Annotated in this window: 22 protein-coding genes; 8 read left to right on the top strand and 14 right to left on the bottom strand. The window is 76.0% G+C overall.

What is annotated here, in order from left to right; genetic code table 11:
• Window positions 1-64: 64 nt before the first annotated feature.
• Window positions 65-925 carry an alpha/beta fold hydrolase gene (locus LUW75_RS14305; RefSeq protein WP_250335954.1) on the bottom strand — a complete coding sequence of 287 codons (861 nt, stop codon included), beginning with the start codon at window positions 923-925 and terminating at the stop codon, window positions 65-67.
• Window positions 926-1,495: 570 nt separating this feature from the next.
• Window positions 1,496-2,188 (bottom strand): metal-dependent transcriptional regulator, encoded by a 693-nt coding sequence (locus LUW75_RS14300; RefSeq protein ID WP_250335953.1) that lies wholly within the window; start codon window positions 2,186-2,188, stop codon window positions 1,496-1,498.
• A gap of 165 nt (window positions 2,189-2,353) precedes the next feature.
• Here LUW75_RS14300 and LUW75_RS14295 point away from each other — a divergent pair, with 165 nt between their 5' ends.
• Window positions 2,354-3,109 (top strand): SIS domain-containing protein, encoded by a 756-nt coding sequence (locus LUW75_RS14295; protein ID WP_250335952.1) that lies wholly within the window; start codon window positions 2,354-2,356, stop codon window positions 3,107-3,109.
• Between the two features lie 66 nt (window positions 3,110-3,175).
• Here LUW75_RS14295 and LUW75_RS14290 read toward each other — a convergent pair whose 3' ends face one another.
• Both LUW75_RS14290 and pdxH read right to left on the bottom strand, forming a co-directional pair.
• Window positions 3,176-4,495: a PAS domain-containing protein gene (locus LUW75_RS14290; RefSeq protein WP_250335951.1), complete on the bottom strand. Its 1,320-nt coding sequence runs from the start codon at window positions 4,493-4,495 to the stop codon at window positions 3,176-3,178.
• A 487-nt stretch (window positions 4,496-4,982) separates the two neighbouring features.
• A complete protein-coding gene (pdxH, locus tag LUW75_RS14285) occupies window positions 4,983-5,627 on the bottom strand; it encodes a pyridoxamine 5'-phosphate oxidase (RefSeq protein ID WP_462933794.1) in 645 nt (214 codons plus the stop codon).
• Window positions 5,628-5,869: 242 nt separating this feature from the next.
• Between pdxH and LUW75_RS14280 the strand changes: the two genes are divergently transcribed.
• Window positions 5,870-6,970 (top strand): citrate synthase 2, encoded by a 1,101-nt coding sequence (locus LUW75_RS14280; protein ID WP_250335949.1) that lies wholly within the window; start codon window positions 5,870-5,872, stop codon window positions 6,968-6,970.
• 608 nt (window positions 6,971-7,578) lie between these two features.
• Entirely contained in the window at window positions 7,579-8,313 is a 735-nt protein-coding gene (locus LUW75_RS14275) for an enoyl-CoA hydratase family protein (RefSeq protein WP_250335948.1), read from the top strand.
• A 58-nt stretch (window positions 8,314-8,371) separates the two neighbouring features.
• Here LUW75_RS14275 and LUW75_RS14270 read toward each other — a convergent pair whose 3' ends face one another.
• Window positions 8,372-9,298 (bottom strand): EamA family transporter, encoded by a 927-nt coding sequence (locus tag LUW75_RS14270; RefSeq protein WP_250335947.1) that lies wholly within the window; start codon window positions 9,296-9,298, stop codon window positions 8,372-8,374.
• Between the two features lie 690 nt (window positions 9,299-9,988).
• On the opposite strand from LUW75_RS14270, the gene serC reads away from it, so the two are divergent.
• Window positions 9,989-11,107 (top strand): phosphoserine transaminase, encoded by a 1,119-nt coding sequence (gene serC / locus LUW75_RS14265; RefSeq protein WP_250335946.1) that lies wholly within the window; start codon window positions 9,989-9,991, stop codon window positions 11,105-11,107.
• A 231-nt stretch (window positions 11,108-11,338) separates the two neighbouring features.
• Window positions 11,339-12,028 (top strand): DUF4360 domain-containing protein, encoded by a 690-nt coding sequence (locus LUW75_RS14260; protein WP_250335945.1) that lies wholly within the window; start codon window positions 11,339-11,341, stop codon window positions 12,026-12,028.
• Between the two features lie 210 nt (window positions 12,029-12,238).
• On the opposite strand, the gene LUW75_RS14255 is transcribed toward LUW75_RS14260, so the two are convergent.
• The 3 genes from LUW75_RS14255 to LUW75_RS14245 form a co-directional block, all read right to left on the bottom strand.
• Complete coding sequence (locus LUW75_RS14255; RefSeq protein WP_250335944.1) at window positions 12,239-12,394, bottom strand: hypothetical protein; 156 nt, start codon at window positions 12,392-12,394, stop codon at window positions 12,239-12,241.
• A gap of 139 nt (window positions 12,395-12,533) precedes the next feature.
• Window positions 12,534-13,301: an ABC transporter permease gene (locus tag LUW75_RS14250; RefSeq protein ID WP_250337670.1), complete on the bottom strand. Its 768-nt coding sequence runs from the start codon at window positions 13,299-13,301 to the stop codon at window positions 12,534-12,536.
• Window positions 13,302-13,392: 91 nt separating this feature from the next.
• On the bottom strand, window positions 13,393-14,388 hold the full coding sequence (locus LUW75_RS14245) for an ATP-binding cassette domain-containing protein (protein ID WP_250337669.1): 996 nt from the start codon (window positions 14,386-14,388) through the stop codon (window positions 13,393-13,395).
• A gap of 110 nt (window positions 14,389-14,498) precedes the next feature.
• Between LUW75_RS14245 and LUW75_RS14240 the strand changes: the two genes are divergently transcribed.
• Window positions 14,499-15,320 (top strand): TetR/AcrR family transcriptional regulator, encoded by an 822-nt coding sequence (locus LUW75_RS14240; RefSeq protein WP_250335943.1) that lies wholly within the window; start codon window positions 14,499-14,501, stop codon window positions 15,318-15,320.
• A gap of 87 nt (window positions 15,321-15,407) precedes the next feature.
• Window positions 15,408-16,256: a hypothetical protein gene (locus LUW75_RS14235; RefSeq protein ID WP_250335942.1), complete on the top strand. Its 849-nt coding sequence runs from the start codon at window positions 15,408-15,410 to the stop codon at window positions 16,254-16,256.
• A gap of 126 nt (window positions 16,257-16,382) precedes the next feature.
• Here LUW75_RS14235 and LUW75_RS14230 read toward each other — a convergent pair whose 3' ends face one another.
• The 6 genes from LUW75_RS14230 to LUW75_RS14205 form a co-directional block, all read right to left on the bottom strand.
• Entirely contained in the window at window positions 16,383-17,450 is a 1,068-nt protein-coding gene (locus tag LUW75_RS14230) for a WD40 repeat domain-containing protein (RefSeq protein WP_250335941.1), read from the bottom strand.
• A 193-nt stretch (window positions 17,451-17,643) separates the two neighbouring features.
• Entirely contained in the window at window positions 17,644-18,195 is a 552-nt protein-coding gene (locus tag LUW75_RS14225; RefSeq protein WP_250335940.1) for a hypothetical protein, read from the bottom strand.
• Window positions 18,196-18,289: 94 nt separating this feature from the next.
• On the bottom strand, window positions 18,290-20,581 hold the full coding sequence (locus LUW75_RS14220) for a bifunctional serine/threonine-protein kinase/ABC transporter substrate-binding protein (RefSeq protein WP_250335939.1): 2,292 nt from the start codon (window positions 20,579-20,581) through the stop codon (window positions 18,290-18,292).
• A complete protein-coding gene (locus LUW75_RS14215) occupies window positions 20,581-22,821 on the bottom strand; it encodes a bifunctional serine/threonine-protein kinase/ABC transporter substrate-binding protein (RefSeq protein ID WP_349816418.1) in 2,241 nt (746 codons plus the stop codon). The genes LUW75_RS14220 and LUW75_RS14215 overlap by 1 nt, the downstream gene beginning before the upstream one ends.
• A complete protein-coding gene (locus LUW75_RS14210) occupies window positions 22,818-23,429 on the bottom strand; it encodes a hypothetical protein (protein ID WP_250335938.1) in 612 nt (203 codons plus the stop codon). The genes LUW75_RS14215 and LUW75_RS14210 overlap by 4 nt, the downstream gene beginning before the upstream one ends.
• A 596-nt stretch (window positions 23,430-24,025) precedes the next feature.
• Entirely contained in the window at window positions 24,026-24,622 is a 597-nt protein-coding gene (locus LUW75_RS14205) for a GNAT family N-acetyltransferase (protein ID WP_462933735.1), read from the bottom strand.
• 350 nt (window positions 24,623-24,972) lie between these two features.
• Here LUW75_RS14205 and LUW75_RS14200 point away from each other — a divergent pair, with 350 nt between their 5' ends.
• The gene (locus tag LUW75_RS14200; protein ID WP_250335937.1) at window positions 24,973-25,314 is read left to right on the top strand and encodes a hypothetical protein; all 342 of its coding nucleotides are present in this window, start codon (window positions 24,973-24,975) and stop codon (window positions 25,312-25,314) included.
• The last annotated feature ends 164 nt before the right edge of the window (window positions 25,315-25,478 follow it).

The following is a 25,478-nucleotide window of genomic DNA, read 5'->3' as shown; positions in this document are numbered from 1 at the left end:
GAGCCCTCCCCCCGCACCCGGGCGGCGGTACGGCCGGGTGCGGGGGGTGGGCGGGGCCGCGGGGTCAGGCGGTCTCGGCGAGGAAGGCCCGGAGGGTCTCGCACCAGGCCCCGGGCTGGTCGTAGTGGAGGTGGTGGCCCGCGTCGGGGACCTCCGCGTACCGGCCCCGGGGCAGCACGCGGACCATCTCGTGCGCCTCCGCGCGGCCCAGCTCGCCGTCGAGGCCGCGCACCACCAGCGTCGGGCACCGGACCTGCGCCAGCGTGTCCCAGTGCGCGTCGTGCACCCAGGTCGAGCGGGCCGCGAGCATCCGCTCCGGCGAGAACACCGGCCGCCACCCGTCGGGCGCCTCGCGCATCACCTCCGCGAAGAACGCGCCCCGTGCGGGGTTCGGCCGCTCCAGCCGCGGGTCGTCCTCGCCGAACCACCTCCGCACGTCGGCCAGGGTCGCGAAGGGGAGCGGCCAGGTGCGGAACCACTCCTCCCACTCCCGCTGCGAGGCCGCGCCCAGCGCGGAGGCCCGCATCTCGGCGACGACCAGGGCGTCGACCAGCTCCGGCCGCTCGGCGGCCAGCTGCCAGGCCGTCAGGGCGCCCATACCGTGCCCGACCAGGGTGACCGGCGCCGGTCCGAGCCGTTCGACCGCGACGGCGGCGTCCGCCACGTACGCCTCGCGCGTGTGGGGCCCGGCCGGCTCGCCGCTGTGGCCGTGCCCCCGCTGGTCCAGGGCGACGACCCGGTACCGGCCGGAGAGCCGGCGCGCCGTGTCCGCCCAGTGGGAGGCCCGGCCCATCAGGCCGTGCAGGAGCAGGACCCTCCTCGCGGAGGCGGTGCCGTCCCCCTCCGGTCCCCCGGACGGATCGGTGAACTCCCAGGCGGCGAGGTGCACGCCGTCGGCTCCGGCCAGATCGATGCGTCGCGCCATGTGCCCCGGCTCCCCCTTCTGTCACGTCGGACGACCTGTCGTGTCGGACGACCCCGATCAGAGTATCGAACGTGCATTCGAGAACAGGAACGCGGGCGGCAACACCGCTCGTTCGAGTGACCCCGCTCAAGGATTGAGAGGCTCTACCGGGGGGAGATCTTCAGCGGGAGGCGGACCACTCGGGGAAAAAGGTCCGACGGGATCGACCCTGAGAGCTCGGGGCTCCGGGTCGGTGATAAGGGGAGGCCGGGTCCCGGTGCCACGAGGCGCCGGGACCTTCTCCGTGTGCGGGCGCCTCCCGGAGCGGACGGCGGACGGACACCTCACGAGGCCCTTCGGGGGCGGACGGCGGACCGCGCACCGCACGGTCCTCTCCCGGCACGGACGGCGGACCGCGCACCGACGGCCCCTCGGCGGCGGGCCCCGCCCCGGCGCCCGGGCCGGCACACGCGGGGCCCGCCGGCGCCGTCCCGCGCGGGATCGCTCCGTACGGCGCGGACGCCGGGCGCCGGCCGGCAGGGCGCCGCCCGGCCGGGAGGGGGCGGGCCGGGAGGGGGGGGCCGGGCACCCTCAGCGCTTGGCGACGAAGACGTGCGACGCCACGTCGGCGCCGAGTTCGGCGGCCTCGCCGCCGCTGCCGACCAGCACGCCGCCGGGCGAGTCGGTGACGCTCACCACGGAGCCGGGCTGCACGCCGGCGCGCCGCAGCGTGTGCATCAGCTGGGCGTCCGTCTGGATGGGCTCGCCGATCCGGCGCACCACCACGGTCTTGCCCTCCGCGCCCGCGTCCAGCTCGGACAGGGCCACCATCTCCTCGTCGGGGAACGGGTCGGCCTCCGCCTGCTCGCCCAGCTCCTCCAGGCCCGGGATCGGGTTCCCGTACGGCGACTCCGTCGGATGGCGCAGCAGCTCCAGGACGCGGCGTTCGACGGCCTCGCTCATCACGTGCTCCCAGCGGCACGCCTCGGCGTGGACCTGCTCCCACTCCAGGCCGATCACGTCCACCAGGAGACACTCCGCGAGCCGGTGCTTGCGCATCACGCGCGTGGCGAGCCGGCGGCCCTCCTCCGTCAGCTCCAGGTGGCGGTCCCCGGCGACGGTCACCAGTCCGTCGCGCTCCATCCGGGCGACCGTCTGGCTGACCGTGGGACCACTCTGGTCGAGCCGCTCCGCGATACGGGCGCGCATGGGCACCACGCTCTCCTCCTCCAGCTCGAGGATGGTGCGGAGATACATCTCCGTGGTGTCGATCAGTCCGGACATACGTGCCCCTCGATGCGTGACTTCCAGTGTGCGCGGCCCCCGCTCAATTGTTGCGCATCCCGTGGGCCGCCGTGCCGTCCCGGAGGGCGGGGCCGACCACCGCGTTGACAGGGGGCGGACCGGACAGCACCGTGATCCGCGACACCCGACAGGAAGGCCGTGCCGATGGACGACGACACGCTGGCCGATCGGTTCCTCGACGCCGCGATCGGCCTGCTCCGGCGGGTCCGGGACGAGGAGGCCGCGCCCATCGCCGCCGCGGGAGCCGCCGTCGCCGACACGGTCGCGGCCGGCGGCCGCCTCTTCGCCTTCGGCGCCGGCCACTCGTCGCTGCCCGCGCAGGACGTCGTGTACCGGGCGGGCGGCCTCGCCCTGATGAACCTGCTCGCCGTCCCCGGCGCGGCCGGCGTCGACGTGACGCCCGTGACGCTCGGCTCCGCCCTGGAGCATGTGGCGGGCCTCGCCGCCGCGGTCCTCGACTCGTCGCCCGCGCGCGCCGGGGACCTGCTGGTGGTCGTCTCGCTGTCCGGGCGCAACGCCCTGCCCGTCGAGATGGCCGCCGGCGCCCGCGAGCGGGGCCTGAAGGTCGTCGGCGTCACGTCCGCGGCGTACGCGGAGGGGACCCGCCCCCGAAACGCCTCGGGGACCTTCCTCAGGGACCACTGCGACATCGTCCTCGACTCCAAGGTCGCCGTCGGGGACGCGGAGCTCGCGCACGAGGGCGTCGGGGCGCCGTTCGCACCCGCCTCCACCCTCGTGGCCGGGGCGCTCATGCAGGCCGTCGTGGCCGCGGCGGCCGGGGAACTGGTGCGCCGCGGCATCGAGCCCCCGCTGCTGCGCTCCGCCAACGTCGACGGGGGCCGCGAGTGGAACGACCGCGTGATGGCGGAGCACGCGGACCGGATCTTCTACCGCCGGTAGTCCGCGCCGGCCGCGGCCGGCGCCGGACGGCGGGTCCTCCCGCCCGGCGCACGCGCGGGCGGGGCCTCACCCCACCGGCCCCGCCAGGTCCAGGGAGGCCGCGACCCGTACGGCGACGCTCTCCGCGTACGCGACGTCCGCGCGTTCGAAGGACGGGCGGCCCGACGAGCGGAGGAACGTCACCACACCCAGGGTCCGCCCCCGGCTGCGCAGCGCCGCGCACAGGGCGTGGGCCGTGCCGGCCGGCCAGTGGCGCTCCGCCGGCCACCCGGGCCCGCCCTCCGGGGGCCGGGTGCCGGCCCGCACCGTGCCCGCCCGGTCCAGCGCACGCAGCGCCGGGTGCCCGGGGGCGTAGGGCACGGGGAACCCCGCGCCCGCGGCGAACCCCACCGGACCGGGCGCCCGGACGGGCGTGGCCGCGACCCGCACGAGCCGCTTGCCGTCGTCGCGGACCAGGTCGAGCAGGGCGTCGTCGGCGAACCCGGCGAGCGCGAAGTCGAGGTACACGATCGCCGCCTCCGCCGGGTCCTCGCACTCGGCCGCGGCGGTACCGGCCCGGTGCAGCTGGCTGGCCCGGAACCGCAGCCGGTCCGCGTTCTGCTCGGCGAGCCGCGCCTCGGTGACGTCCTCGAACAGCCAGGCCACGCCCAGTGGCGCGGGCTTCCGCGACAGCGGTGACGAGAGCCGCAGGAAGGCGCCGCGCCAGCAGCGCCGCCGCTCCCCCTCCGGGGTGCGGGCCGTCGCCCACAACTCGGCCGACGAGCGGGGGTCGCCCTCCGCCAGCACGTGCTCCAGGGCCGCCTCCAGCCGGTCGGCGCCCTGGGCCAGGAGGTCGCCGAGGGGCCGGCCGAGCAGGTCCGCGCGGGGGACGCCGAACGCCCGGGCGGCCCGGGCGTTCACGACGGCGGGGCGCAGGTCGGCGTCGACGACGACGAGCCCGTACGGCGCCTCCCCGAACAGGGCCTCGCCGAGCGCGACCGAGCGCTCGAAGCCCAGCTGCGCGTGGACCTCGTGGAAGGCGCAGTACGTCCCGGCCGGGCGCCCGTCCACGCCCGGGACGCCGCACGTCTGGGCGCGGACGAGGACCCGGCCGCCGTCCTTGCGGAGCAGCGCGAACTCGTGGACGACGCGACCGGGGCCGTCCGCCGCGGCCGCCAGCCGGGCCTCGATCGCGGCGGCGTCCGCGGGCCGCGCGGCCCATCCGCCGAGGCCGCGACGGCCGACGGCCTCGGCGGCGGACCAGCCGAGGACCCGTTCGGCGCCGGGATTCCAGTGGGTGACCACGCCGTCCGCGTCGAACGCGCACAGCGCGGCGTCCATCCCCTCCAGCAGCGCACCGAGCAGGTCGCCGTCGGCCCGCGCCGTTCCGCTCCCGGACGCGCTCATCCCGGCACCCCTCACAGGACGTGTACGCGCGTGCCCTCGCGACGCGCCCGGCCATTCAACTGGAACGTGACGCAGGGCACACGGGGTTCGGGAAATTCGGTTGAACGCCGCGGGACGGGTTCCTAGCGTGGGAGCACACGAGAAGGGAGGTGATCCGGAAGTGGTTTCTTTTCGGATGCGTGAGGTGACTGCGGGCTGAGGCCTGCCGTCACACGGCGGCAGGCCCCCTGCCGTACACCGAGCAGTCACCGGCCCGCGGGCTCGTCGGCACATCCGGCCGACCCCTCCTCTCCTCACCGGAGGAGGGAGCAGAGCCCGCGGGCTTTCTCGTACCCCGGGGGACCCGGAGACCCGGGGGACCCAGGGACCCGGGGGCCCGTAGACCCAGGGGTCCGGAGACCCGGGGGCCCGGGGGACCCGTAGGGGCTCGAAGGCGCCTGGAGAGGCCGGCGGCCGGGGACGCCCGGAGGGGGAAGCGCCCGGGGCGCTACGGCGCGAGCCGCTCCACCCGCCAGCCCACGCCGTCGCCCTCCGACTCCGGCCGCCGCACGTACCGGAGCCGGTCGTGGAGCCGGTTCTCGTGCCCCTGCCAGAACTCGACGGTCTCCGGCGCGACCAGGAACCCGCCCCAGTGCGGCGGTACGGGCACCCGCTCGTCCTGCGGGTAGCGGGCCGCCAGCTCCTCGTACCGGGCGAGCAGCTCGGCGCGGGAGCCGATGACGGACGACTGCGCGCTGGCCCAGGCACCGAGCTGGGAGCCGTGCGGGCGGGTGCGGAAGTACGCGGCCGTCTCGTCGCGGCCGACGCGCGCGACCGAGCCGGTGACGACGACCTGGCGGGCGATCGGGTGCCAGGGGAAGAGGAGCGAGGCGTACGGGTTGGCGGTCAGTTCGGCACCCTTGCGGGAGTCGTAGTTGGTGAAGAAGACGAAGCCGCGCGCGTCGAAGTGCTTCAGCAGCACGGTGCGCGCCGAGGGGCGGCCGTCGGGGGTGGCCGTCGCCACGACCATGGCGTTCGGCTCGTGGACGTCGCCGCGGGACGCCGCGTCCGCGAACCAGCGCGCGAACTGCTCCATGGGGTGCGCGGCCAGGTCGCGCTCCGCGAGCTCGCGGGTGTGGTACTGCTCGCGCATGGGCGCCGGGTCGAGGGCGGGGTCCACGGCTGGGTGGAGGGCGTCGGTCACGGCGTCCATCCTGCACCAGGGCGCTGCGGCCTTCCCAGTCCGCCCCGCACGCCGCGGCCCCGGCCCCGCCCGGTCGAACGGCGCACTGTGCCCGATGTCACGCTTCCCCGCTTCGGGGGGACCCGACAGACTCGACGGCTGGGTCACCTGTTCGTTCCCTCCCCGCACACGCCACCACGAGGAGCCGCCAGATGTCCGACTTCGTACCCGGGCTCGAGGGAGTCGTCGCGTTCGAGACGGAGATCGCCGAACCGGACAAGGAGGGCGGCGCCCTCCGGTACCGGGGCGTCGACATCGAGGACCTGGTGGGCCACGTGTCCTTCGGGAACGTGTGGGGCCTGCTCGTCGACGGCGCGTTCAACCCCGGCCTGCCCCCGGCCGAGCCCTTCCCGATCCCGATCCACTCCGGCGACGTCCGCGTGGACGTGCAGTCCGCGCTGGCGATGCTCGCCCCCGTCTGGGGGCTGAGGCCGCTGCTCGACATCGGCGAGGAACAGGCCCGCGACGACCTGGCGCGGGCGGCGGTCATGGCACTGTCGTACGTGGCGCAGAGCGCGCGCGGGCAAGGGCTGCCGATGGTGCCGCAGCGCGAGATCGACAAGGCGCAGTCGGTGGTCGAGCGGTTCATGATCCGCTGGCGCGGCGAGCCGGACCCGAAGCACGTGAAGGCCGTCGACGCGTACTGGACGTCGGCCGCCGAGCACGGCATGAACGCCTCGACGTTCACCGCGCGCGTGATCGCGTCGACCGGCGCGGACGTGGCGGCGGCGCTGTCCGGCGCGGTCGGCGCCATGTCGGGGCCGCTGCACGGCGGCGCGCCGTCGCGGGTGCTCGGCATGATCGAGGAGATCGAGCGGACCGGTGACGCCGTCGCGTACGTGAAGCGCGCCCTGGACGGGGGCGAGCGGCTGATGGGTTTCGGCCACCGCGTGTACCGCGCCGAGGACCCGCGCGCCCGGGTCCTGCGCCGCACGGCCCGCGAGCTGGCCGCGCCGCGCTTCGAGGTGGCGGAGGCCCTGGAGAGGGCCGCCCTGGAGGAGCTGCACAACCGCCGCCCGGACCGGGTCCTGGCGACGAACGTGGAGTTCTGGGCGGCGATCGTCCTGGACTTCGCGGAGGTCCCGGCGCACATGTTCACATCCATGTTCACCTGCGCCCGCACCGCCGGCTGGTCGGCCCACATCCTGGAGCAGAAGCGCACGGGCCGCCTGGTCCGCCCGTCGGCCCGCTACATCGGCCCGGGTCCCCGCGACCCCCGCGAGATCGCCGGCCACGAGGACATCGTCTCCTGATCCCCGGCCGGGCGGGCGGGGCCGTCGCGGTCCCGCCCGGCCGGATCAGCCGGTCCGGCCGCATCGGCCGCCCGGTGAGGCCGGAGAGGCCGGAGAGGCCGGAGAGGCCGGAGAGGCCGGAGAGGCCGGAGAGGCCGGAGAGGCCGGAGAGGCCGGAGAGGCCGGAGAGGCCGGAGAGGCCGGAGAGGCCGGAGAGGCCGGACCGGGTGGACCCCCCGTCGCGTCCCGCCCCGGTCGGCCGGTCCGGGCGCCGCCGTACCGCCCGAACCCGCGGTGCCGTCCGTCCGGCGGGCACGCCCCGCCCGCCCGGCCGGTGATCCGACGCCGACCCGGCGTTCGCCGGGGCGCCGGGGCGTGGGGTCGCCGGACTGCGGGCGGGGCGGTGGGCGCGTGGGCGTGTGCCGTGGGTGCGCGGTGGCCCGGGGCGCCCCGCACCGTCCCCGGGGAGCGGCGCACCGCACGGCCCCCGCCGGGGCGGCCCGCATAGCGGCGGTGAGTCGGGAAATGATTTCGAACTACGTCCCGCGCCGGTCCCCGTGACCACCGCGTCGTACCGACCGACTCCGCCGGACCACTCCGCCGGACCGACCCCATCGGAGGCGAGCCCCATGTCCCTGGTCACCACCGCCCGCGACCGCGCCGTCGCCACGCTCACCCTGAACGCCCCCGACTCCCGCAACGCCCTCTCCGCCCGGCTGGTCGCGGAGTTGACGGAGGCGCTGGACGACTGCGCGAAGGACCCGGCGGTACGGGCGGTGGTGCTCACCCACACCGGCTCCGACTTCAGCACCGGCGCCGACCTGAAGGCCCCGCCGAGCCCGTACGCCTTCGTGACGCTGCTGCGGCGGGTCGTGGAACTGCCCAAACCCGTCGTGGCTCGGGTGGCGGGGCGGGTGCGGGCGGGCGGTGTGGGGCTGGTGGCGGCGTGCGACCTGGTGGTGGCGTCGGAGGAGTCGGACTTCGCCCTGACGGAGGTGCGCGTCGGGGCGGCGCCCGCGCTCGTGTCGCTGACGCTGCTGCCGCGCCTCGACCAGCGGGCGGCGGCCCGGTACTACCTGACCGGCGAGTGCTTCGGCGCGGCGGAGGCGGCGCGGATCGGGCTGGTGACGACCGCCGCGCCGGACGCGGACGAGGCGCTCGCACCGCTGCTCGACGCCCTGCGGAAGGGGTCGCCGCGGGGTCTGGCCGCGTCGAAGCGGCTGGTGACGGCCCGGGTGCTGGAGTCCTTCGAGCGGGACGCGGAGGACCTCGTCCAGCGTTCGGCGTCGCTCTTCGCCTCGGCGGAGGCCCGCGAGGGCATGGCGGCCTTCCTGGAACGGCGGGACCCCGCGTGGGCGGTGTGACCCCCCACGCGGGACCCGGCGCGTGCCGGCGGGGCGCCGTCCCCCGGGGCGTCCGCGGCTAGCGGGCGGTGCGGGAGCGGACCGCGCCGATGCTCGCCGCTATCACCAGGGCGATGGCCGCCGCGTCCGTCCCCGACAGGGCCTGCCGCAGCACCAGCAGCCCGGCCAGTGCCGCCACCGCCGGCTCCAGGCTCATCAGCACCGCGAACGTCCCCGCCGGAAGCCGCCGCAGCGCGATCAGCTCCAGCGTGTAGGGCAGCACCGACGACAGCACCGCCACCGCCAGTCCCAGCGCCAGCGTCGACGGCACGACCAGTCCCGCCCCGGTCTGCGCGACACCCAGGGGAAGGCTGAGCACCGCGCCCACCGCCATGGCCAGCGCGAGGCCGTCGGCCTGCGGGAAGCGCCGCCCGGTGCGGGCGCTGAACACGATGTACGCCGCCCACATCGTGCCCGCCGCGAGCGCGAAGCCCGCGCCGACCGGATCCAGCCGGTCGAAGCCGCCGCCGTTCAGCAGCACCACGCCCGCCAGGGCGAACCCCGCCCACAGCAGGCTCACGGCCCGCCGGGACGCGACGACCGACAGCGCGAGGGGGCCGAGGACCTCCAGGGTGACGGCCGCGCCGAGCGGGATGCGCTCGATGGCCTGGTAGAAGCTGATGTTCATGACGGCCATCGCGGTGCCGAACGCCACGACGGTCCCCCAGTCGGACCGGCTGTAGCCGCGCACCCCGGGGCGGCACGCCACGAGCAGGACCAGCGCGGCGAGCGCCAGCCGCAGCGTCACCACGCCGAGGGCGCCCGCGCGCGGGATGAGCAGAACGGCGATGGCCGCGCCGAACTGCACGGACAGCGCGCCGCCCACCACCAGGGCGACCGGCCCGGCGACCGTGCGGGCGGGAGCCGCCGCCCGGCCGGCCGGGCGGGCGGCGTTCGTCTCGGGGAGGGTGACCGCCGACGTGTCTGCGGTATGGGCGTCGTCCACCGGAACCTCCTCTTCGTGCGCGTACGTCGTGCGCGGCCCGGCCACCCCCGGAGGGGGTCGTTCCGCCACGGGGTCGGTTCCCACGGTAAGCAGCGGACTTCGCCCGCGGCCACGGCGGGGTGCCCGGCCCCGGGGGCGGTACGGCCGCCGTGCGCCGGGCGCGTGGACGGGTCGGCCGCGCCTCCGCCGGACCTCCGCGGGGAGTTTCGCCGGGACGTCCGCCGGGCCTCCGCCGGGTACCGGGCGCGGCCCCGCGCCCGCCGGACCGGCCGTACCGGGCCCACCGGGCCCCGCCGCGCGCGGTGTGGGGTGCGCGGGGTGCGGGAGGCGCGCGGGGTGCGGGGGCGTGCAGGGCCGTGCGGAGCGCACGGGACCGCGTCGGACGGGGGCGCGTGAAGCGTACGGAGCGCACGGGCCGTGCGGAGCCCGTGGGTCACGCGGAACACCCGGGCCGTGCCGGGCCCCGAGTCGCGCGGGAGACCCGGGCCGCACCGCCCCTGCGAGCCCGCGGAACCCCCGGGGTACGTCAGGTCCCCGAGGCGTGCGGGGCACGGGGGCCGGGCGAGCGGGACGAGTGGCGTGAGGGGCGTCCAGGGGCTCGCGGGACGTGTGGGGCGGCGGGCGCGCGGGCGCGTCTCAGACGGCGGACGACGAAGGTGGCGGGCCGGTCCCGGCGGATAGGCTCGGCGCGTGGCTGAGATCCGGATTCCCGATGACATCAAGCCCGCCGACGGCCGTTTCGGCGCGGGCCCCTCGAAGGTGCGCACGGAGGCGCTGGACGCCCTGGCCGCCACCGGCACCTCCCTGCTCGGCACCTCCCACCGCCAGGCCCCCGTCAGGAACCTGGTCGGCGAGGTGCGCGACGGGCTGCGCGCGCTGTTCTCCCCGCCCGACGGATACGAGGTCGTCCTCGGCAACGGAGGCTCCACCGCCTTCTGGGACATCGCGACGCACGGCCTGATCGAGTCCCGGTCGCAGCACCTCTCCTTCGGGGAGTTCTCGTCCAAGTTCGCCGGGGCCGCCGCGCGGGCGCCGTGGCTCGGGGAACCGACCGTCATCTCCTCGGATCCGGGCACGCACCCGGAGCCGCGGGCCGAGGCGGGCGTCGACGTGTACGCGCTCACGCACAACGAGACCTCCACCGGCGTCGCCGCGCCCCTCCGGCGCGTCGAGGGCGCCGACGAGGGCGCGCTGGTCCTGGTGGACGCCACGTCCGGCGCGGGCGGCCTGCCGGTCGACATCGCCGAGACCGACGTGTACTACTTCGCCCCGCAGAAGTCCTTCGCCGCCGACGGCGGCCTGTGGATCGGCGTGTTCTCCCCGGCCGCACTGGAGCGGGCCGCCCGCGTCCACGCCTCGGGCCGCCACGTCCCGGAGTTCTTCTCGCTGCCGACCGCGATCGACAACTCCCTCAAGAACCAGACGTACAACACCCCGGCGCTCGCCACGCTCTTCCTGCTCAACGAGCAGCTGAAGTGGATCAACGGCCGGGGCGGCCTCGACTGGGCGGTCCGCCGCACGGCGGCCTCCGCCCGGGTGCTGTACGGCTGGGCGGAGGCGTCCGAACACGCCACCCCGTTCGTCACCGACCCGGCCAAGCGCTCGCAGGTCATCGGCACGATCGACTTCTCCGAGCAGGTCGACGCCGCCGCGGTCGCCGCGGTGCTGCGCGCCAACGGCGTCGTGGACACCGAGCCGTACCGGAAGCTGGGCCGCAACCAGCTGCGCGTCGCCATGTTCCCGGCGGTCGACCCGGCGGACGTCGAGGCGCTGACGGCGTGCGTCGACCACGTCGTCGGCAGGTTGTAGGGCGTCCGCGGATCCGCCGCGGGGCCCGGCGCCGCCGTGTCCCAGGACACGGCGGCGCCGGGCCCCGCGGCGTAGACGGCTGAAACTCGCCCTATCTCCGGCTCTTGGACATCCCTACGATCCCACCATTCGGACGGAGCGGGTCACGGTGGCCCGACCGTTTGAATACTTGTCATGGCCATGACATCGGTTGAACCCCCTGCCTCGTAACGGCAACCGAACGGAGTTCCCATGTCCGGATCACGATCCACAAGGACCGCGGCCCGCGCGCTGATGACCGGCGGTGCGACCGCCGCGCTCGTCGGGTCGACGCTCCTCGCGCCCCAGTCGGCCGGCGCCGCCGGCACCGGCATCGTCTCGCCGCCCGACAAGATCGCCATCGAGGTCGCGACGGTCAACGGTTCAGGCTGCCCCGCCGGTACGGCCGCCGTCGCCGTCGCCCCCGACAACACGGCCTTCACCGTCACGTACAGCGACTACCTGGCACAGGTCGGCGTCGGCGCCAAGCCGACGGACTTCCGCAAGAACTGCCAGCTCAGCCTGATCGTCCACGTCCCGCACGGCTTCACGTACGCCGTGGCCAACGCCGACTACCGCGGCTACGCCCATCTCGAGCGCGGCGCGTCGGCGACGCAGAGGGCGTCGTACTACTTCCAGGGCTCGCGGGACACCGCGGCGCGCGCCCACTCCCTCCGCGGCCCGCTGGACAACAACTGGCAGGTCAACGACCGGACCGACTGGGCGCAGCTGGTCTGGGCGCCCTGCGGCGTGAAGCGCAACTTCAACATCAACACGGAGCTGCGGGTCGACAAGGGCACGTCCGACACGACGAAGACGAACAGCTTCATCGCCATGGACTCCACCGACGGGGACATCCAGACGATCTACCGGCTGGCGTGGAAGGAGTGCCCCGGCAACTGACCTCCGGATGACCCCGGTCCCGGCCGCTCCGACCGGCCGGGACCGGGACCGGCCCGACGACCGGCTCGGACCGGGCGGGGCCCCGGGACCCCGCCCGGTGGTCGGCCCGGCGGCCGGTCGAGCAGCAGCCCGACCGGCCGGGGGCCGGTCGCGGGGGGACGGCCCGGCCGTCCGGACGGCCGGGCCGTCCCCCCGCCCTTCCCCCGCCCCTCAGGCTCCCCGGGGCAGATCCCCGCCCGCGTTCACGATCATGCGCTGGAGGACCTTCAGCGCCGTCAGGTACTCCTCGTCACTGACGCCCCCGTGCACGCGGACCCGGCCGGCGCGCTGCGTCTCGGCGGCGCGCCGGTGCAGTTCGCGGCCCACGTCCAGTAGCCGATCGGCTGGTTCACCAGCTCCGCGTCGTCGTGCGAGTACTCCATGAGGCCGCCCCCCACCCGTTTCCACCCGTGCTCCGGTCACCGCGACCGTAGAACCTCGACCGCGGTCGAGGTCAAGGAGCGCCCTACGCCCCGAGGTTCCGGAAGCGGCGCACGGCCGGAGGCAGGCAGACCGCCGTGATCGCCAGCGGCCACACCACCGCCATCAGCAGGGCGTGTTCCTGGACCCAGCTGCCGTCCGACGCCACCTCGTCGCCGAACAGCTCGCGGGCCGCCGACGCGGTCGAGGAGATCGGGTTCCACGCGGCGACGGTGCCCAGCCAGTCCGGCATCGTCGACGGCGGGACGAAGACGCTGGAGATCATCGTCAGCGGGAACGCCACGGCGAACAGCGAACCGGCCGCCTCCGCGCCCGGCAGCCGCAGCCCCAGCCACACCCCCGGCCAGACGAGGGCGAGGCGCAGCCACAGCAGGAGGGCGAAGGCCCCGGCCGTCGCCGCCGCCCCGCCCTCCGCGCGCCAGCCCGTCGCGAGCGCCGCCGCGGCGAGGACGGCCAACTCCGCGCAGGCGACCAGCAGGTCGGTCACCCCGCGGCCCGTGACCACCGCGGACGGGGCCGTCGGCATGGAGCGGAACCGGTCGGTGACGCCTTTCTGCACGTCCGTCACGACGGCCGTCGCGGTGTTCATGAAGCCGAAGGCCATCGTCGTCACGAACATGCCGGGCATCAGGTACTCCCGGTACTCCGCGGCCGCGCCCCCGCCGCCTCCGGGCGGCCGCATCGCGCCGCCGAAGACGTAGCCGTACAGCAGGACGGAGACGATCGGGAAGCCCAGCTGCCAGACGAGGTGGGAGGGCTTGCGGCGGTAGCGGGTGAGGGTGCGGCGGACGATGTTCCAGCAGTCCGCGACCGCCCAGTAGGCGCGCCCCGGCCGGGCACGGGGCGGGGACCGGGGCGGGCGTGGGGGTGGGGTGCGGCGGTGGTCACGCGGCGGCTCCTTCCGGGGCGCGGGGGGCGGACGCGTCCGCCGTACGGTGCGCGCCCTCGCCGGTCAGGTGCAGGAACACGTCGTCCAGGGTCGGCCTGCGCAGACCGATGTCCTCGACCCTCACGTCGTCGTCGCGCAGGGTGCGCGCGACCTCCGTGAGCGCCTCGATCCGGTCGCGCACCCGGGCGTGGACGCGCCGTTCGGCGTGCGCGACGTGCGGTTCGCCGTCGCCGACGCGGGCCACGGCCGCCGTGACGCGGGGCAGGTCGGCCGGGTCGGCGGCGACGACCTCGAGGCGGTCGCCGCCGACCCGGTCCTTGAGCGCCCCGGGCGTGTCGTCGGCGACGGCCCGGCCCCGGTCGACGACGGTGACGCGCGAGGCGAGCCGGTCGGCCTCGTCGAGGTACCGGGTGGTGAGCAGCACCGTCGTCCCCTCCGCCACCAGGCCCCGCACCGCCTCCCACACCTCGCCCCGGGCGCGCGGGTCGAGGCCGGTCGTCGGCTCGTCGAGGAACAGCACGCGGGGCGCGAGGATCATCGACACGGCCAGGTCGAGGCGGCGCCGCATGCCGCCGCTGTACTCCTCGACGCCCCTGTCGGCGGCCTCGGCCAGGCCGAACCGCTCCAGCAGCTCGGCGGCGCGCCGGCGGGCGCCGCGGCCGCCGAGATGGAAGAGGCGGCCGAACAGCTCCAGGTTCTGCCGTCCCGTCAGCACTTCGTCCAGGGCGGCGTACTGGCCGGTGAGACCGATCAGCGCCCGCACCCGGCCGGGGTGGCGGGCCACGTCGACCCCGGCCACCTCGGCCCGCCCGCCGTCGAACCGCCGCAGGGTGGCGAGCACCCGCACGGCGGTGGTCTTCCCCGCGCCGTTGGGCCCGAGCAGGCCGTGGATCGTGCCGGAGCGCACGGCGAGGTGGAGTCCGTCCAGGGCGGGTCTGCCGCCGTACCCCTTCCGCAGCCCCTCGGCCCTGATCGCGTGGGTCGTGTCCATGCAGCCCTCCGTCGCGAGTTCCCGCACCGAAACCGAGTACGGCGTACCCAATCTAGCGTACATCGTACTCAGTTTTCCGGCCGGGTGTGCCGGGCCCGTACGCTGGCGCCATGACCGGCGGCGGAGGCAACACGACCACGAGCGGCAGCGGCGACGTCCACCGCAGCCTGGAGCTCCTGTGGGGCACGGGCGGACCGCCCAGCCGCGGTCCGAAGCGCGGGCTGACCCTGGACCGGATCGTCACCGCGGCCGTCGGGCTGGCCGACGCCGAGGGGCTCGGCGCCGTGTCGATGCGCCGCCTGTCGACCGAGCTGGGCGTCGGCACGATGTCGCTGTACCGGTACGTCCCCGGCAAGGCCGAACTGCTGGACCTGATGCTCGACCGGGTGCAGGGCCTGCCGCCCGGTGCACCGGGGGCCCCGGAGGACTGGCGCGACGGCGTCGAGGCGCTGGCGCGCGGCCGCCTCGCCCTGTACCGGCGCCACCCCTGGCTGCTGAAGGTCAACCAGAGCCGCAGCGTCCTCGGACCGGGTGCCCTGCGCGCGCTGGAGGCCGCCCTGGCGGGGCTGCGGGGCATGGGGCTGAGCGACCCCGAGACCCTGTCGGTGGTCATCGCCGTGCAGAGCTTCGCCGGTGGCGTCGCCCGGATGGAGATCGAGGCGGCGGAGGCGGCGCGGGAGACCGGCGTCACCGACGAGGAGTTCTGGCGCAGCCAGGAGCCGATCCTCACACGGGCCATGGGGAGCGGGGAGTTCCCCTTGCTGGCGCAGCTGTCCGAGGACACGTTCTCGGCGGGGTTCGACCACTTCGAGTTCGGGCTGCGGTGCCTGCTGCGGGGTTTCGAGGCGAAGGTCGCGGAGGCGCGGGCGGGGCGGGGTGACGGCCCGTCGGCCGCTCCGGTACGCCCGGGGGGCGGCGCGGCGCACTCCTGATGGACCAGTCGGCGCGCGGGGAACCGGCCCCTCCCGCAGCATCGGTGGGGTACAGCCGACCCAGCCGCACAGACCAGGAGGCACGCAGTGCGTCTCGGAACCCCCCTGCCGGCCGCCCTCACCGCGGCGGCCCTGACCGTCCTCGCGGGCGCCGTCCCCGCCGCCGCCGAGCCCGGGCCCCGGGCCGCCGCCCCGCCGGCGTCCGTCTCCCACTGCGCCCCCGCCGCGCCCCTGGCCCAGCGGGGCGTCGAGCGTCCCGCCGGGCCGGCCGTCGGGGTGTGCGTCACCGTCACCGGGGCGTCCATGACCGTGACCGCCGCCGCCGACTGCGCCTGCTCCGTCTCCGGCACGTGGACCGCCCGCCGGGGCGAGGAGGACGGCGCGGCCTCCGGCACGCTGGGGACCCGAGCCGACTACCCGGGCCCCGGCACGTACGCGATCACGGCGGCCGTCGCCGTCAGCGGCACGGACCGGACCGCGCGCCTGCCCCTGTCGGGCACCGCCACCGCGACGTTCACCCTCACCGCGCCGAAGCCCGCGCCCTCGCACACGATCGAGGTCGCGCCCCCGGCCGCGCTCGCCCCCGGCAGGACGACGACCCTCACCTACACGGTGAAGCGGACCAGCGACGACGGGGACGGCAGCGCGCGCTTCGGGCTCATCGGCGAGCCCGGCACCGGAATCGAGCTGGCCTCCACGGACGTCCGCTGCGTCAACCCGCTGACCGGCCGCTACCCGGCGACCACCCGCAGCGCGCACGCCCTGGACTGCGCGCTCACCGACCTCCAGCCCGGCCGCCCCGCCAGCGTGACCGTCCACGTCACGCTGCCTCCGGACACCTGCTCGACGGTCGTGTCCAAACTGGGCTACTGGACGCCGAAGGGCCAGCAGGTGGCGGGCGCGATGCTCAACGGGCCCACCGTCAAGTGTGCTTGACGCACCGCCCGCGCCCGGCCGGCCGCCCGCGCCCGGCGCGTCCCCGCGCCCGGCCGGCCGCCCGCAGCCCGCTGCGGAGGGCGGCGACACGGCGGAGGGCGACGGCGGGGACGGCGGGGCCGCCGCTCACGACGTCCCGCCCCCGCCGTCGCCGCCGCGCCGACCGCGCAGCCTCCGCAGGCCGAGCAGCAGCACCGCGCCCAGGGCGGCCAGGCCCACGACGTGGGCCGAGCCGCCGGACGGCGCCCCGCCGCCGGACGCCCCGCCCGCCGCTCCCCCCTCCGGCCCGGACGGGCGGGCCGAGGGTCCCGGCGACGGCGCCGCGGCCGTCCCCTCCACCGGCACCCGCACGACCTGGCTCCGCTCGCCCTCCGTGCCGAACATCAGCGCCGACCCGTCCGCCGTGTACGTCACCGACTCCGACTGGCCCAGGACCGGCGCCCGCACCCGGTCGTCGGCACCGAGCCGCCCGTCCCGCCAGGCGTAGCCGCGGGCGCTGAAGTAGCCGCGCAGCACCAGCCGCGTGCCGTCCGGGGAGAACGCGCCGTCCGTCACCCACGGCACCTCCCCGATGCGCCGGAACACGTTGACGCCCTTCGCGGAGAGCTTCGCCGGGCCCTCGTACAGGCCGCCGCCCTCCTCGTTCTTCGACGCGATGTAGACCCGCCCGGTGCGCGGGTGCACCATCAGCGCCTCCGCGTCGCGCGGCCCGTCCTCGTACCGCACCGTGTACTGGGTGGCGTCCACGGCCGTGTCGCGCAGCCGCTCCGGCTCGCGGAAGCGGTAGACCCACACGTGGCTCCAGGAGCCGTCGAGGTTGTCGCCTATGTCGCCGACGTACACGTACCCGTCGGGGCCGACGGAGACCGCCTCCATGTCGCGGGGCTTCCCGACGCCGCGCAGGGTGACCGTCGCGACCGTCTCTCCGGTGCGCCCGTCGACGGCGAAGACCCGCGGCTCGTCCTGGTCGTTGTGCGTCCAGTACACCCCGGGGTGGGCGCGGCTCGCGGCGAGCCCGCTGGACTCGGTGATGCGGGGGTCGGCGAGCGTGAACCCGTCGTCGTCGCCGGCCGCGGCGGCCGGCCCGGAGGCGCCCGCCACGAGGAGGAGCGCCGCGGCGAGGAGGGCCGGGGTGCGGAGGATCGGGGCGCGGAGGATCGGGACGCGGAGGATCGGGACGCGGAGGCGTGGCATGCCGTCCAGTGTCCACGGTCACGCGGTGCGGGAGCCCGTCACCGGTGAGGAGACCCGCCCTTCGCGGCGGAGCGCGCCCGCTCCGACCGCCTCCTCGCGGCGACCGCCGCCGGGCCGACCGCGCCGCGCTCCAGGCCGGGACCTCGCGGTACGGCCCTCCGGCCGCCGGGGCCCGGAGCCCCTCCGGTCGTGGTCACGGTCGCGGTCGCGGTGTCAACGGCTGTCCGCACACGGCTCGGCGCGAAGCCGGGGGGCGAGCGCGCGGTTGGCGCGGACCGTCATGGCCCAGTGCGCCCCCCACAGGGGGGACGGCGAGTGCTCCGCCCGCGTGACCGGCCGCTCCGGGGAAGAGCGAGAGGATCTGGAACCCGCCCCAGCCGTACCCGAGCGCCGCCCACCACCGGATGAACCGGCCGGACATCCGGCCGTCCCCGGCCAGCGAGGTGGCGACGGTGCGGACGATGAAGAAGTCCTCGGTGAAGTTGTAGGGGATCGCGAACATCCACCAGACGGACGCCGGGGACCCCGTCCTGGCCTCCGGCCGGACGAGGTCCAACGTCCGCTGGAGGGCGCGGCAGTACAGCGCGACCAGCCCCAGGAACACCACGGTGACGGCCGATGCCGCCACCGTTCCCAGCGCGGCGGTCTCCCCCAGGACGCCGCGTCCCCAGTGCGGAGCCCACAGCGGGTAGCAGAGCAGGACCGTGACCGCGGCGGTCCCGGCGATTCTGACGAACACGCGCATCGTCGAAGTGTGTCAGGAAGACCCCTCCGGGAACCCCGGAGGGGTGCGCCGCCGCCCGTCGGCCCCGTGCCCGGCGGCGCTTCCACCGCGGTCGTCAACGGCCCCGCGGAGGCTCCCGGCGCCCGTGCGACGGTGTCCCGGAGGGACGGGCGGCTTCGGTGCCCCCGGAGCCGGGTCCGGCCGCCGCCGCGCCGACCGCATCGTGCCGTCCGAGGAACGTGAAGGCCCCACCGCTCACCCGGTGGAGGAAGAGGCCCTCGCCGTCGTAGAGCCCTCCGCCGGTCGCGGGGTGGGAGAGCGTGCGGGTGATGCCGCGGTAGTGGACGTCCCGTACGCGCCAGACGATGGAACCCCGGTCCGTCACGGGCGTCCGGCCGTGTGTCATGGCCTCGGCGAGGAAGAGGACCGCGTCGTACGCCTCGGCGGCCCACCAGGGGGGTGCCGTCCCGAACTTCTCGCGGTAGGCGGCGGTGAACGCCCTCGCGGCGGGGACACGGGTGGCGTCGACGAAGGGGGTCGTGAACACCCACCCCTCCGCGGCGGCGCCCGCCGCCCGCAGGAACCGCGTGCCGAAGCCCTGGCGGATGCCCATGCGCACGCCCGTGTACCCCGTCGACGCGAGGGCCCGGGCGAGGGCGGCGGTGCGCTGCTCGTCACCGGTGAACACCAGGGCGTCGGCGCGGTCGGCCCTCACCTCGGTGGCGAGGGCCCCGGCGTCCATCACCCGTCCGACGGCCCGGATGGTGACGGTGCGGCCGGCCTCCCGCAGACTCGTGGCGATCTGCCGGCACAAATACCAGCTCAGGTCGCCCTGCGTCCGGTCGTCGAAGAGCACCACCCGGTGGACGCCGGGGGCGTGACGCACATAGGTGACACAGGGGATCGCCATCAGCCGGTCATCGGGACGGCCCAGGACGTACGCCTGGCGAGCGGCGGTTTCGGGGGCCCCAGGCCGTACGTCCACATCCGGTGACACGGCCACCGTGGACAGCGGCGCCGCCTGGTACACGGGCACGGCGGTCAGCGCGCAGGCGTCGGCCGTCGGCCCCACCACCGCCCGTACCGAGGAGTCGGCGGCGACCCGTTCGGCGACGGTGAGCGCGCGCGACGGCACGCCTCCGTCGTCGTGGACGGCCAGACGGAGCCGGAACGGCCTGGAGTTCTGGCCGTTGACGTGGTCGACGGCGATGAGCGCGCCGTTCCGCTGGGCCTGCCCGGTGGCTCCGGTCCCTCCCGACAGGTCCCCGTGGAAGGCCAGGGTCAGCACCGGCCGGTCCCGCGTCCCGCCGTCGCCCGTCGCGAACGGGTCCGGCCGCGTCCGGGCCCACCACAGAGCGCCGGCGCCCGCCGCGACGACGCCCGCGGTCGAGCCGAGGACGAGGAAGCGTCGGCGGGTGGTGGCGGCCGTCGCCCCGGTGCCGGCCGGCGCCGCGGTCACGGTCTCCGCGTCGGGGAGGGCGGTCCGCGGGGACGGGGGCGGGACTTCAGCCGTCCCGGCGGCGGTGACGCGCAGGGCCTGCGCCGACCGGTCCGCGACGAGGCGGATCACCGGTTCGGGCAGCCACGGCCCGGCGCCGTCCCGGCTTCCGCCGAGGACCGTGCGTACGGCCGCCGGGTCGGGCCGCTCCTGCGGTTGCTTGGCCAGGCAGGCCCTGACCAGGGGCGCCAGTTCCGCCGGTACGCCGTCGAGGTCGGGTTCCTCGGTCACCGTGCGCAGCAGCGCGGCGGCGGCGAGACCGCCGCCGAAGGGACGTACACCGGCGGCCGCGTAGGCCAGGACGCACCCCAGCGAGAACACGTCGCTGGGCGGGCCGATCTCCGCGCGCCGGGCCCGGGCCTGCTCGGGGGAGAGGAACCCCGGTGAACCGACGACCACGCCGCTGGAGGTGAGGACCGTACCGCCGGGAGTGTGGGCGATGCCGAAGTCGATCAGACGGGGTCCGTCCACGCCGAGCAGGATGTTGCCCGGTTTGACGTCGCGGTGGACCAGGCCGGCCCGGTGGACCGCTTCCAGCGCCTCGGCCAGCCGCGCCCCCAGGACCCGGACGGTGGGGTGTGGCAGGGGCCCGTGCAGTTCGACGGCCTCGGCGAGGGAGGGGCCCGGTACGAAGGCGGTCGCCAGCCACGGCTCCCGGGCGTCCGGGTCCGCGTCGAGCAGCGGCGCGACCCAGCGGCTGGTCACGCCCCGGGCCGCCTCGGCCTCGCGGCGGAACCGCGCCCGGAAGCCCTCGTCACCGACACGGGCGTTGTGGATGACCTTGACCGCCGCCACGGTGCCGGACGGCGACCGGGCCAGGTACACGACCCCCATGCCGCCCGCCCCGAGCCGGGCGAGGACGCGGAACGGACCCACTCCGGCCGGGTCGCCCGGGCGCAGCGGGCGCATCAGGAGGGGACCCCGATCGGGGCCGGGCCCTCGCACCGGAACCCACCCCGTTCGACGCGCCAGAGGAACACGCCGTTGTTGGGACTCAAGAGGAGATCGCCTCTCTTGTCGAAGGCGAACTTCTTGGTGATGCCCCGGTACGGCGTGCCGCGTACCGCGGTCAGCAGGGCGGCACGGGTGGGGCGGGCGGTTCCCAGCCTCGCCAGTCCCGCGAGGAGCGTGTTCGCGGTGTCGTACGCCTCGACGGAGTACCGCGCGGGCGCGGTCCCGAAGCGCCGCCTGTGGGCGGCGGTGAACGCCGCTCCGGCCGGGAGGAGCGCGGGGTCGGCGGCCGGAGCGATCGCGAGCCAGCCCTCGGCGGCCTCTCCCGCGGCGGTGAGGAACCGTTCGTCGAAGAACGGGTGGGCAGAGACGCATGTGCCGGTGAAGCGGCGGGCGTGGAGGATCTTGGCGATCCGTGCCGCCCGCTCGGGGGGACCGGCGAAGACGACGGAGTCGACGTCCCCCGCCAGCAGGGCGTCCACGACCGGGCGGAAGTCGTCGCGCCGGGCACTGACGACTTTGGGCACCTGCGGGTGTCCTTCCTCATACAGCACATTGCTGAGGGAGTCACCGATTTCCCAGGCGTGTTCGTCGGTCGCGCGGTCCTCGACGATGCCGATTCGTCGCGATCCGACGACCTCACGCAAGTAGATGTCCAGGAAAACCGCCAGGCTGCTGTCGACGACGCGGGCCTGCAGGAAGGAGCGGTACCCCTGGATGGTGAGGGACATCGATCCGGGGGAGACGGCGACCACGGGCACCAGGGCCGTGTCGTACGTCGTCAGGCAGGCTGCCGCGGTGGCGTCGGTGGTGGGGCCCACGACGGCGAGCACCGCGGGGTCCGCCGCCAGCGCCTTCGCGACGCGGGGCGCGATCAGCGGATCACCGCCGTCGTCCTCCACCCTGACGGCGAGCGTGTACGGGCGGCCGCGGCGGGCGTTGAACTGTTCCACGGCGAGGCGCAGCCCGCGCTCCTGGGCCAGGCCGGCCGCCTCGTCGGCGCCGCTCAGGTCGGCGTGCAGGGCGAGCGCGTACCGCGGGCGGCGCGGCCTCACCGCCGGTGCGGCCTCCTTGCGGCCCGCGACCGCCCACAACGCCGTCCCGCCCCCCGCCGCCACCAGGACCGCCCCTCCCGACAGGGCCAGGAACCGCCGTCGGCCCGTCGTGGCACCGGGCCCGTCGGCGGTGTTCGCGCCGGCCGGGTCGGGATGCTCGGGGCCACGCTGACCGCGTTCGCCCCGCGTGCCGTCGGCGTCACCGCCGACGGGCTCCCCCGAGACCTCGGTGTCGTCGATCCCGGGCAGGTCGAGAGCGGCGGTGGAACGTTCGGCGATGAGCCGGAGCACCGGTTCCGGGAGCCACCGGACGGGCTCCTCCGCGTCCGTCCCGTCCCCCGCCAGGGCGCGGTGCACCCCTGCGGCGGTCGGGCGGAGCCGCGGATCCTTCTCCAGGCACCTGCCGACCACGCCGGCCGTCTCCTCCGGTAAGCCGTCGGCGTCGGCGGCGTCGTGCACCGTCCGGTAGAGCAGCGCGTCGACCGGTCCGGTGCCGAAGGGGGGCCGGCCGGTCGCCGCGTACACGAGGACGCAGCCGAGGGAGAACACGTCACCGGCCGGACCGACCCGCGCCACGTCTCCGGCGCCCGCCTGCTCGGGTGCGAGGTAGCCGGGCGTGCCGACCACGATCCCGGTGGCCGTGAGCGAGGTGTCCTCGGGGGTACGGGCGATCCCGAAGTCGATCAGCCGGGGCCCGTCGGGGGCGAGGAGGACGTTGCCGGGCTTGACGTCCCGGTGCACCAGTCCGGCGGTGTGGATGTCGTCGAGCGCTTCGGCGAGGCGGGCCCCGAGCACCCTCAGCCCCCACGGCGGCAGCGGTCCGTGGAGCGCGACGGCCTCCGCGAGGGAGGGTCCCGGCAGGAACTCGGTGGCCAGCCACGGCGCGGCGTCGTCCGGCCCCGCGTCGACCAGGCGCACCGCCCAGCGGCTGGAGACCCGCCGGGCCGCCTCCACCTCGCGCCGGAACCGCTCCCGGAAGGCCGCGTCGTCGGCGTACTCCTCCTGCACGACCTTGACCGCGACCAGGCCGCCGCCGGGCGTGCGCGCCAGGTAGACGACGCCCATGCCGCCCTCACCGAGCCGTCCGAGCAGCCGGTGCCCCGCGATGCGTGCGGGGTCGGATCCACGCAGCGGGTCCATCATCCCTCCCGCCCGGTCCGGGTTTCGACGGACTCGATCATCTGGACGGACGAGTTGGTGAACCAGTGTTGCAGTTCCTCGTCCGTATGGCCCCTGGCGCCCTTCACCGACACGCCGATGGTGACGGCCCCGACCCGAGCGACGCTCCAGAGGTAGGGGTGGGCTCCTTCGCGGGTGACGTACGTCCCCATCTCGTGGGCTTCGTCGTTCGCCCACTGCTGGCGTCTCGTGCCGAAGGCGGTTCCGGCCGAGCGCAGCCCCGTCAGACGTTCACCGGGCCGGATCTCCTGCTCCCGGCAGCGCTGCGCCTCCTCGAGCGTGGTCGCCAACTGCTCGTCGGCGTCCGCCTCGGAGGTGTGGACGGTCGCCACGGCGGTCACCCGGACCGTGCCCTTCTCGCCCCGGCCGGGCAGTTCGGCGTACCGGGAGAGCGACGCCAGGGCCGACGCGGGCAACGGCTCTCGCTGCCACCGGCACTCCTCGTCCAGCACGGCCACGGTGCGCGGCCTGCTCTCGGCGACCGCCTGGGGCACGAAGTCCGGTCCCCAGTCCGTGGGGCGCAGGACGACCTGGTCCACCAGTTCCTCGGCCTGCGCGGCGTTCCTCGGCACCCGGGCGGGGTCCGCCGTGAACGGTGTGGCGGAGGGACCGGCGGGCTCCGGCGAGGCCGGTGACGGGGAGGGCGGCGCGGGGTTCCCGCCGCCTTCCGGCGCACCGGCCGAGCAGCCGGAGAGCAGGGCCGCAGCCGTCCAGACGGCGACCCCCGGTACTTCCAACTACCCTTGCACACAAGCTTTTTGACGCCTGGCATGCGACCCCCCGAAGCCCTCGGCTCCCCCTTGGGGCAGGATCGTACGGCGGGCGGGCGCCGCGTGGGGGCCGTTCCGCGATTCCCGGGACCTTCGGCGGGGCCGCCGCACGGGACGCCCGGCGCCCCGGTGCCGGCGTCCTCGGGGAAAGCCCCGCCGAGCACCACCGCGAGGGCGGCGCGGACGCGGTCCGCGGGGGTGGCGGTCCCTGCGGTCCCCGGCCGCGCCGTTCCCGGCCGTCGGCCCCGGCCGCGTCGCACTCGGTTGTCGTGACTCGGTTGTCGTACCCGTCGCTCGCCGGGTTCCCGCGCGGTGCCGCGCACTCTCGGGTGCACTGTCGCCGGGACGCGCGCGGGAGTCGGTGCGCTCTCGGCGGCGGGGGCCGTGCGGCCGGTCGGTCAGGCCGGGAGTGCTGGCCCGCCGTCGGTCCGGCGCCGCTCCCACCCGGTCCTCGTCAGGGCGTACTCGACCTCCCCGTGCTCGAAGCCCTCGATCGTCTCCGGCCAGTCCTCGAAGAAGGTGCGGACGTACTCCAGGCCGGCCTTCTCCATCACGCGGCGCGAACCGCGGTTCACCGCCATGGTGTAGGCCGCGATCCGCTCCACCCCCAGCTTCGTGAAGGCCCGTTCGACCAGGGCCCGGGAGCCCTCCGTGGCGTACCCGCGCCCCCACGCCGCCCGGCGCAGCCGGTAACCGAGTTCGACGGCCTCCGCGCCGTCCTCCCTCAGCGGCCGCAGCTCGAACCACCCGAGGAACTCCCCCGTCCCCCGCTCGCGCGCCGCCCAGTAACCGGGCAGTCCGGTGCACGGGTACCGGCGCAGCATCCCCGGAAGGATCTCTTTCCGTACGGTCTCGGGCGGGGTCGGCCGCCCCCCGGTGAGGTACCGCATCACCTCCGGGTCGGCGTCCAGTTCGACGAGGAGGTCCTCGTCGCGTGCGGTGAAGGGACGCAGTTCGAGGCGCTCGGTGGTGAGGAAGGGCTCCACGGTGTCCATGGACCGATCCTGACGAGTCGGCCCCGTCCCTTCCACCCATTTCGAGGCGGCCTCCCCGGTGTACCCGCAGGCCCGCAGGTCCGTGGGCTCGCGGGTCCGCAGGTCCGTGGGTGCGCAGGTCCGCACGTCCGCGGGTCCACGGGCTCGCGGCCTCGCGGACTTCGGGCTCCCGCGGGACCGGTGCGGTCCACGGGCACCCGGGCGACAGCCGTGCGGGGGCGCGTCCCGGTCACCGCGCGGGGGTCCCGGCGTCCGGGACACGCCCCCTACGGGACCCGGGACCCGGAAGCCCGGCGCCCGGGGCGTGCCGCACGTCCCGGGGCGCCGGGCTTCCGGGTTACCTTCCACCCATGACAGGCACCCAGGGCCGCGCGCCCGTCCTCTCCTCACTCCCCGCCGAGCAGGTGGCGGCGCTCCCGCTGGAAACCCTCGCCCGCAGCGTCGCGGCCGATCTGCTCGCACCGGGAGGCGGCCCGCCGAGCATCCACAACTGGGTGCGCCGGATCCGCCGCGACCTCCGGGGGGACCCCGAGGCGATGCGCGCGATCAGCGAGGCCGTGGCGTGGCTGCGGCAGCGGATGATCCTGGTCGACGACCTCGGCGTCGACGCGGAGGGCGACTGGGTGGTGCTGAGCCGTCAGGGTGCCCGGTGGCTGCGGGACGGCGCGTTCCAGCACGGCACCACCGGGTGACCGCCCCACGACCACCGGGTGATCGCTCCACGACCACCGGGTCACCGCCCCACGACCACCGGGTCACCGCCCCACGACCGCTCGGGGCCGGACCCGGTGCACCGCGAGCCCCGCGTACGCCCCGGGCACAGCCGCCGTCCGGCCGCCGACCGGGCGGCCGTCGG

Source organism: Streptomyces sp. MRC013, from assembly GCF_023614235.1.
GTDB lineage: Bacteria > Actinomycetota > Actinomycetes > Streptomycetales > Streptomycetaceae > Streptomyces.
This window is presented reverse-complemented; position numbering and strand designations above follow the sequence as displayed.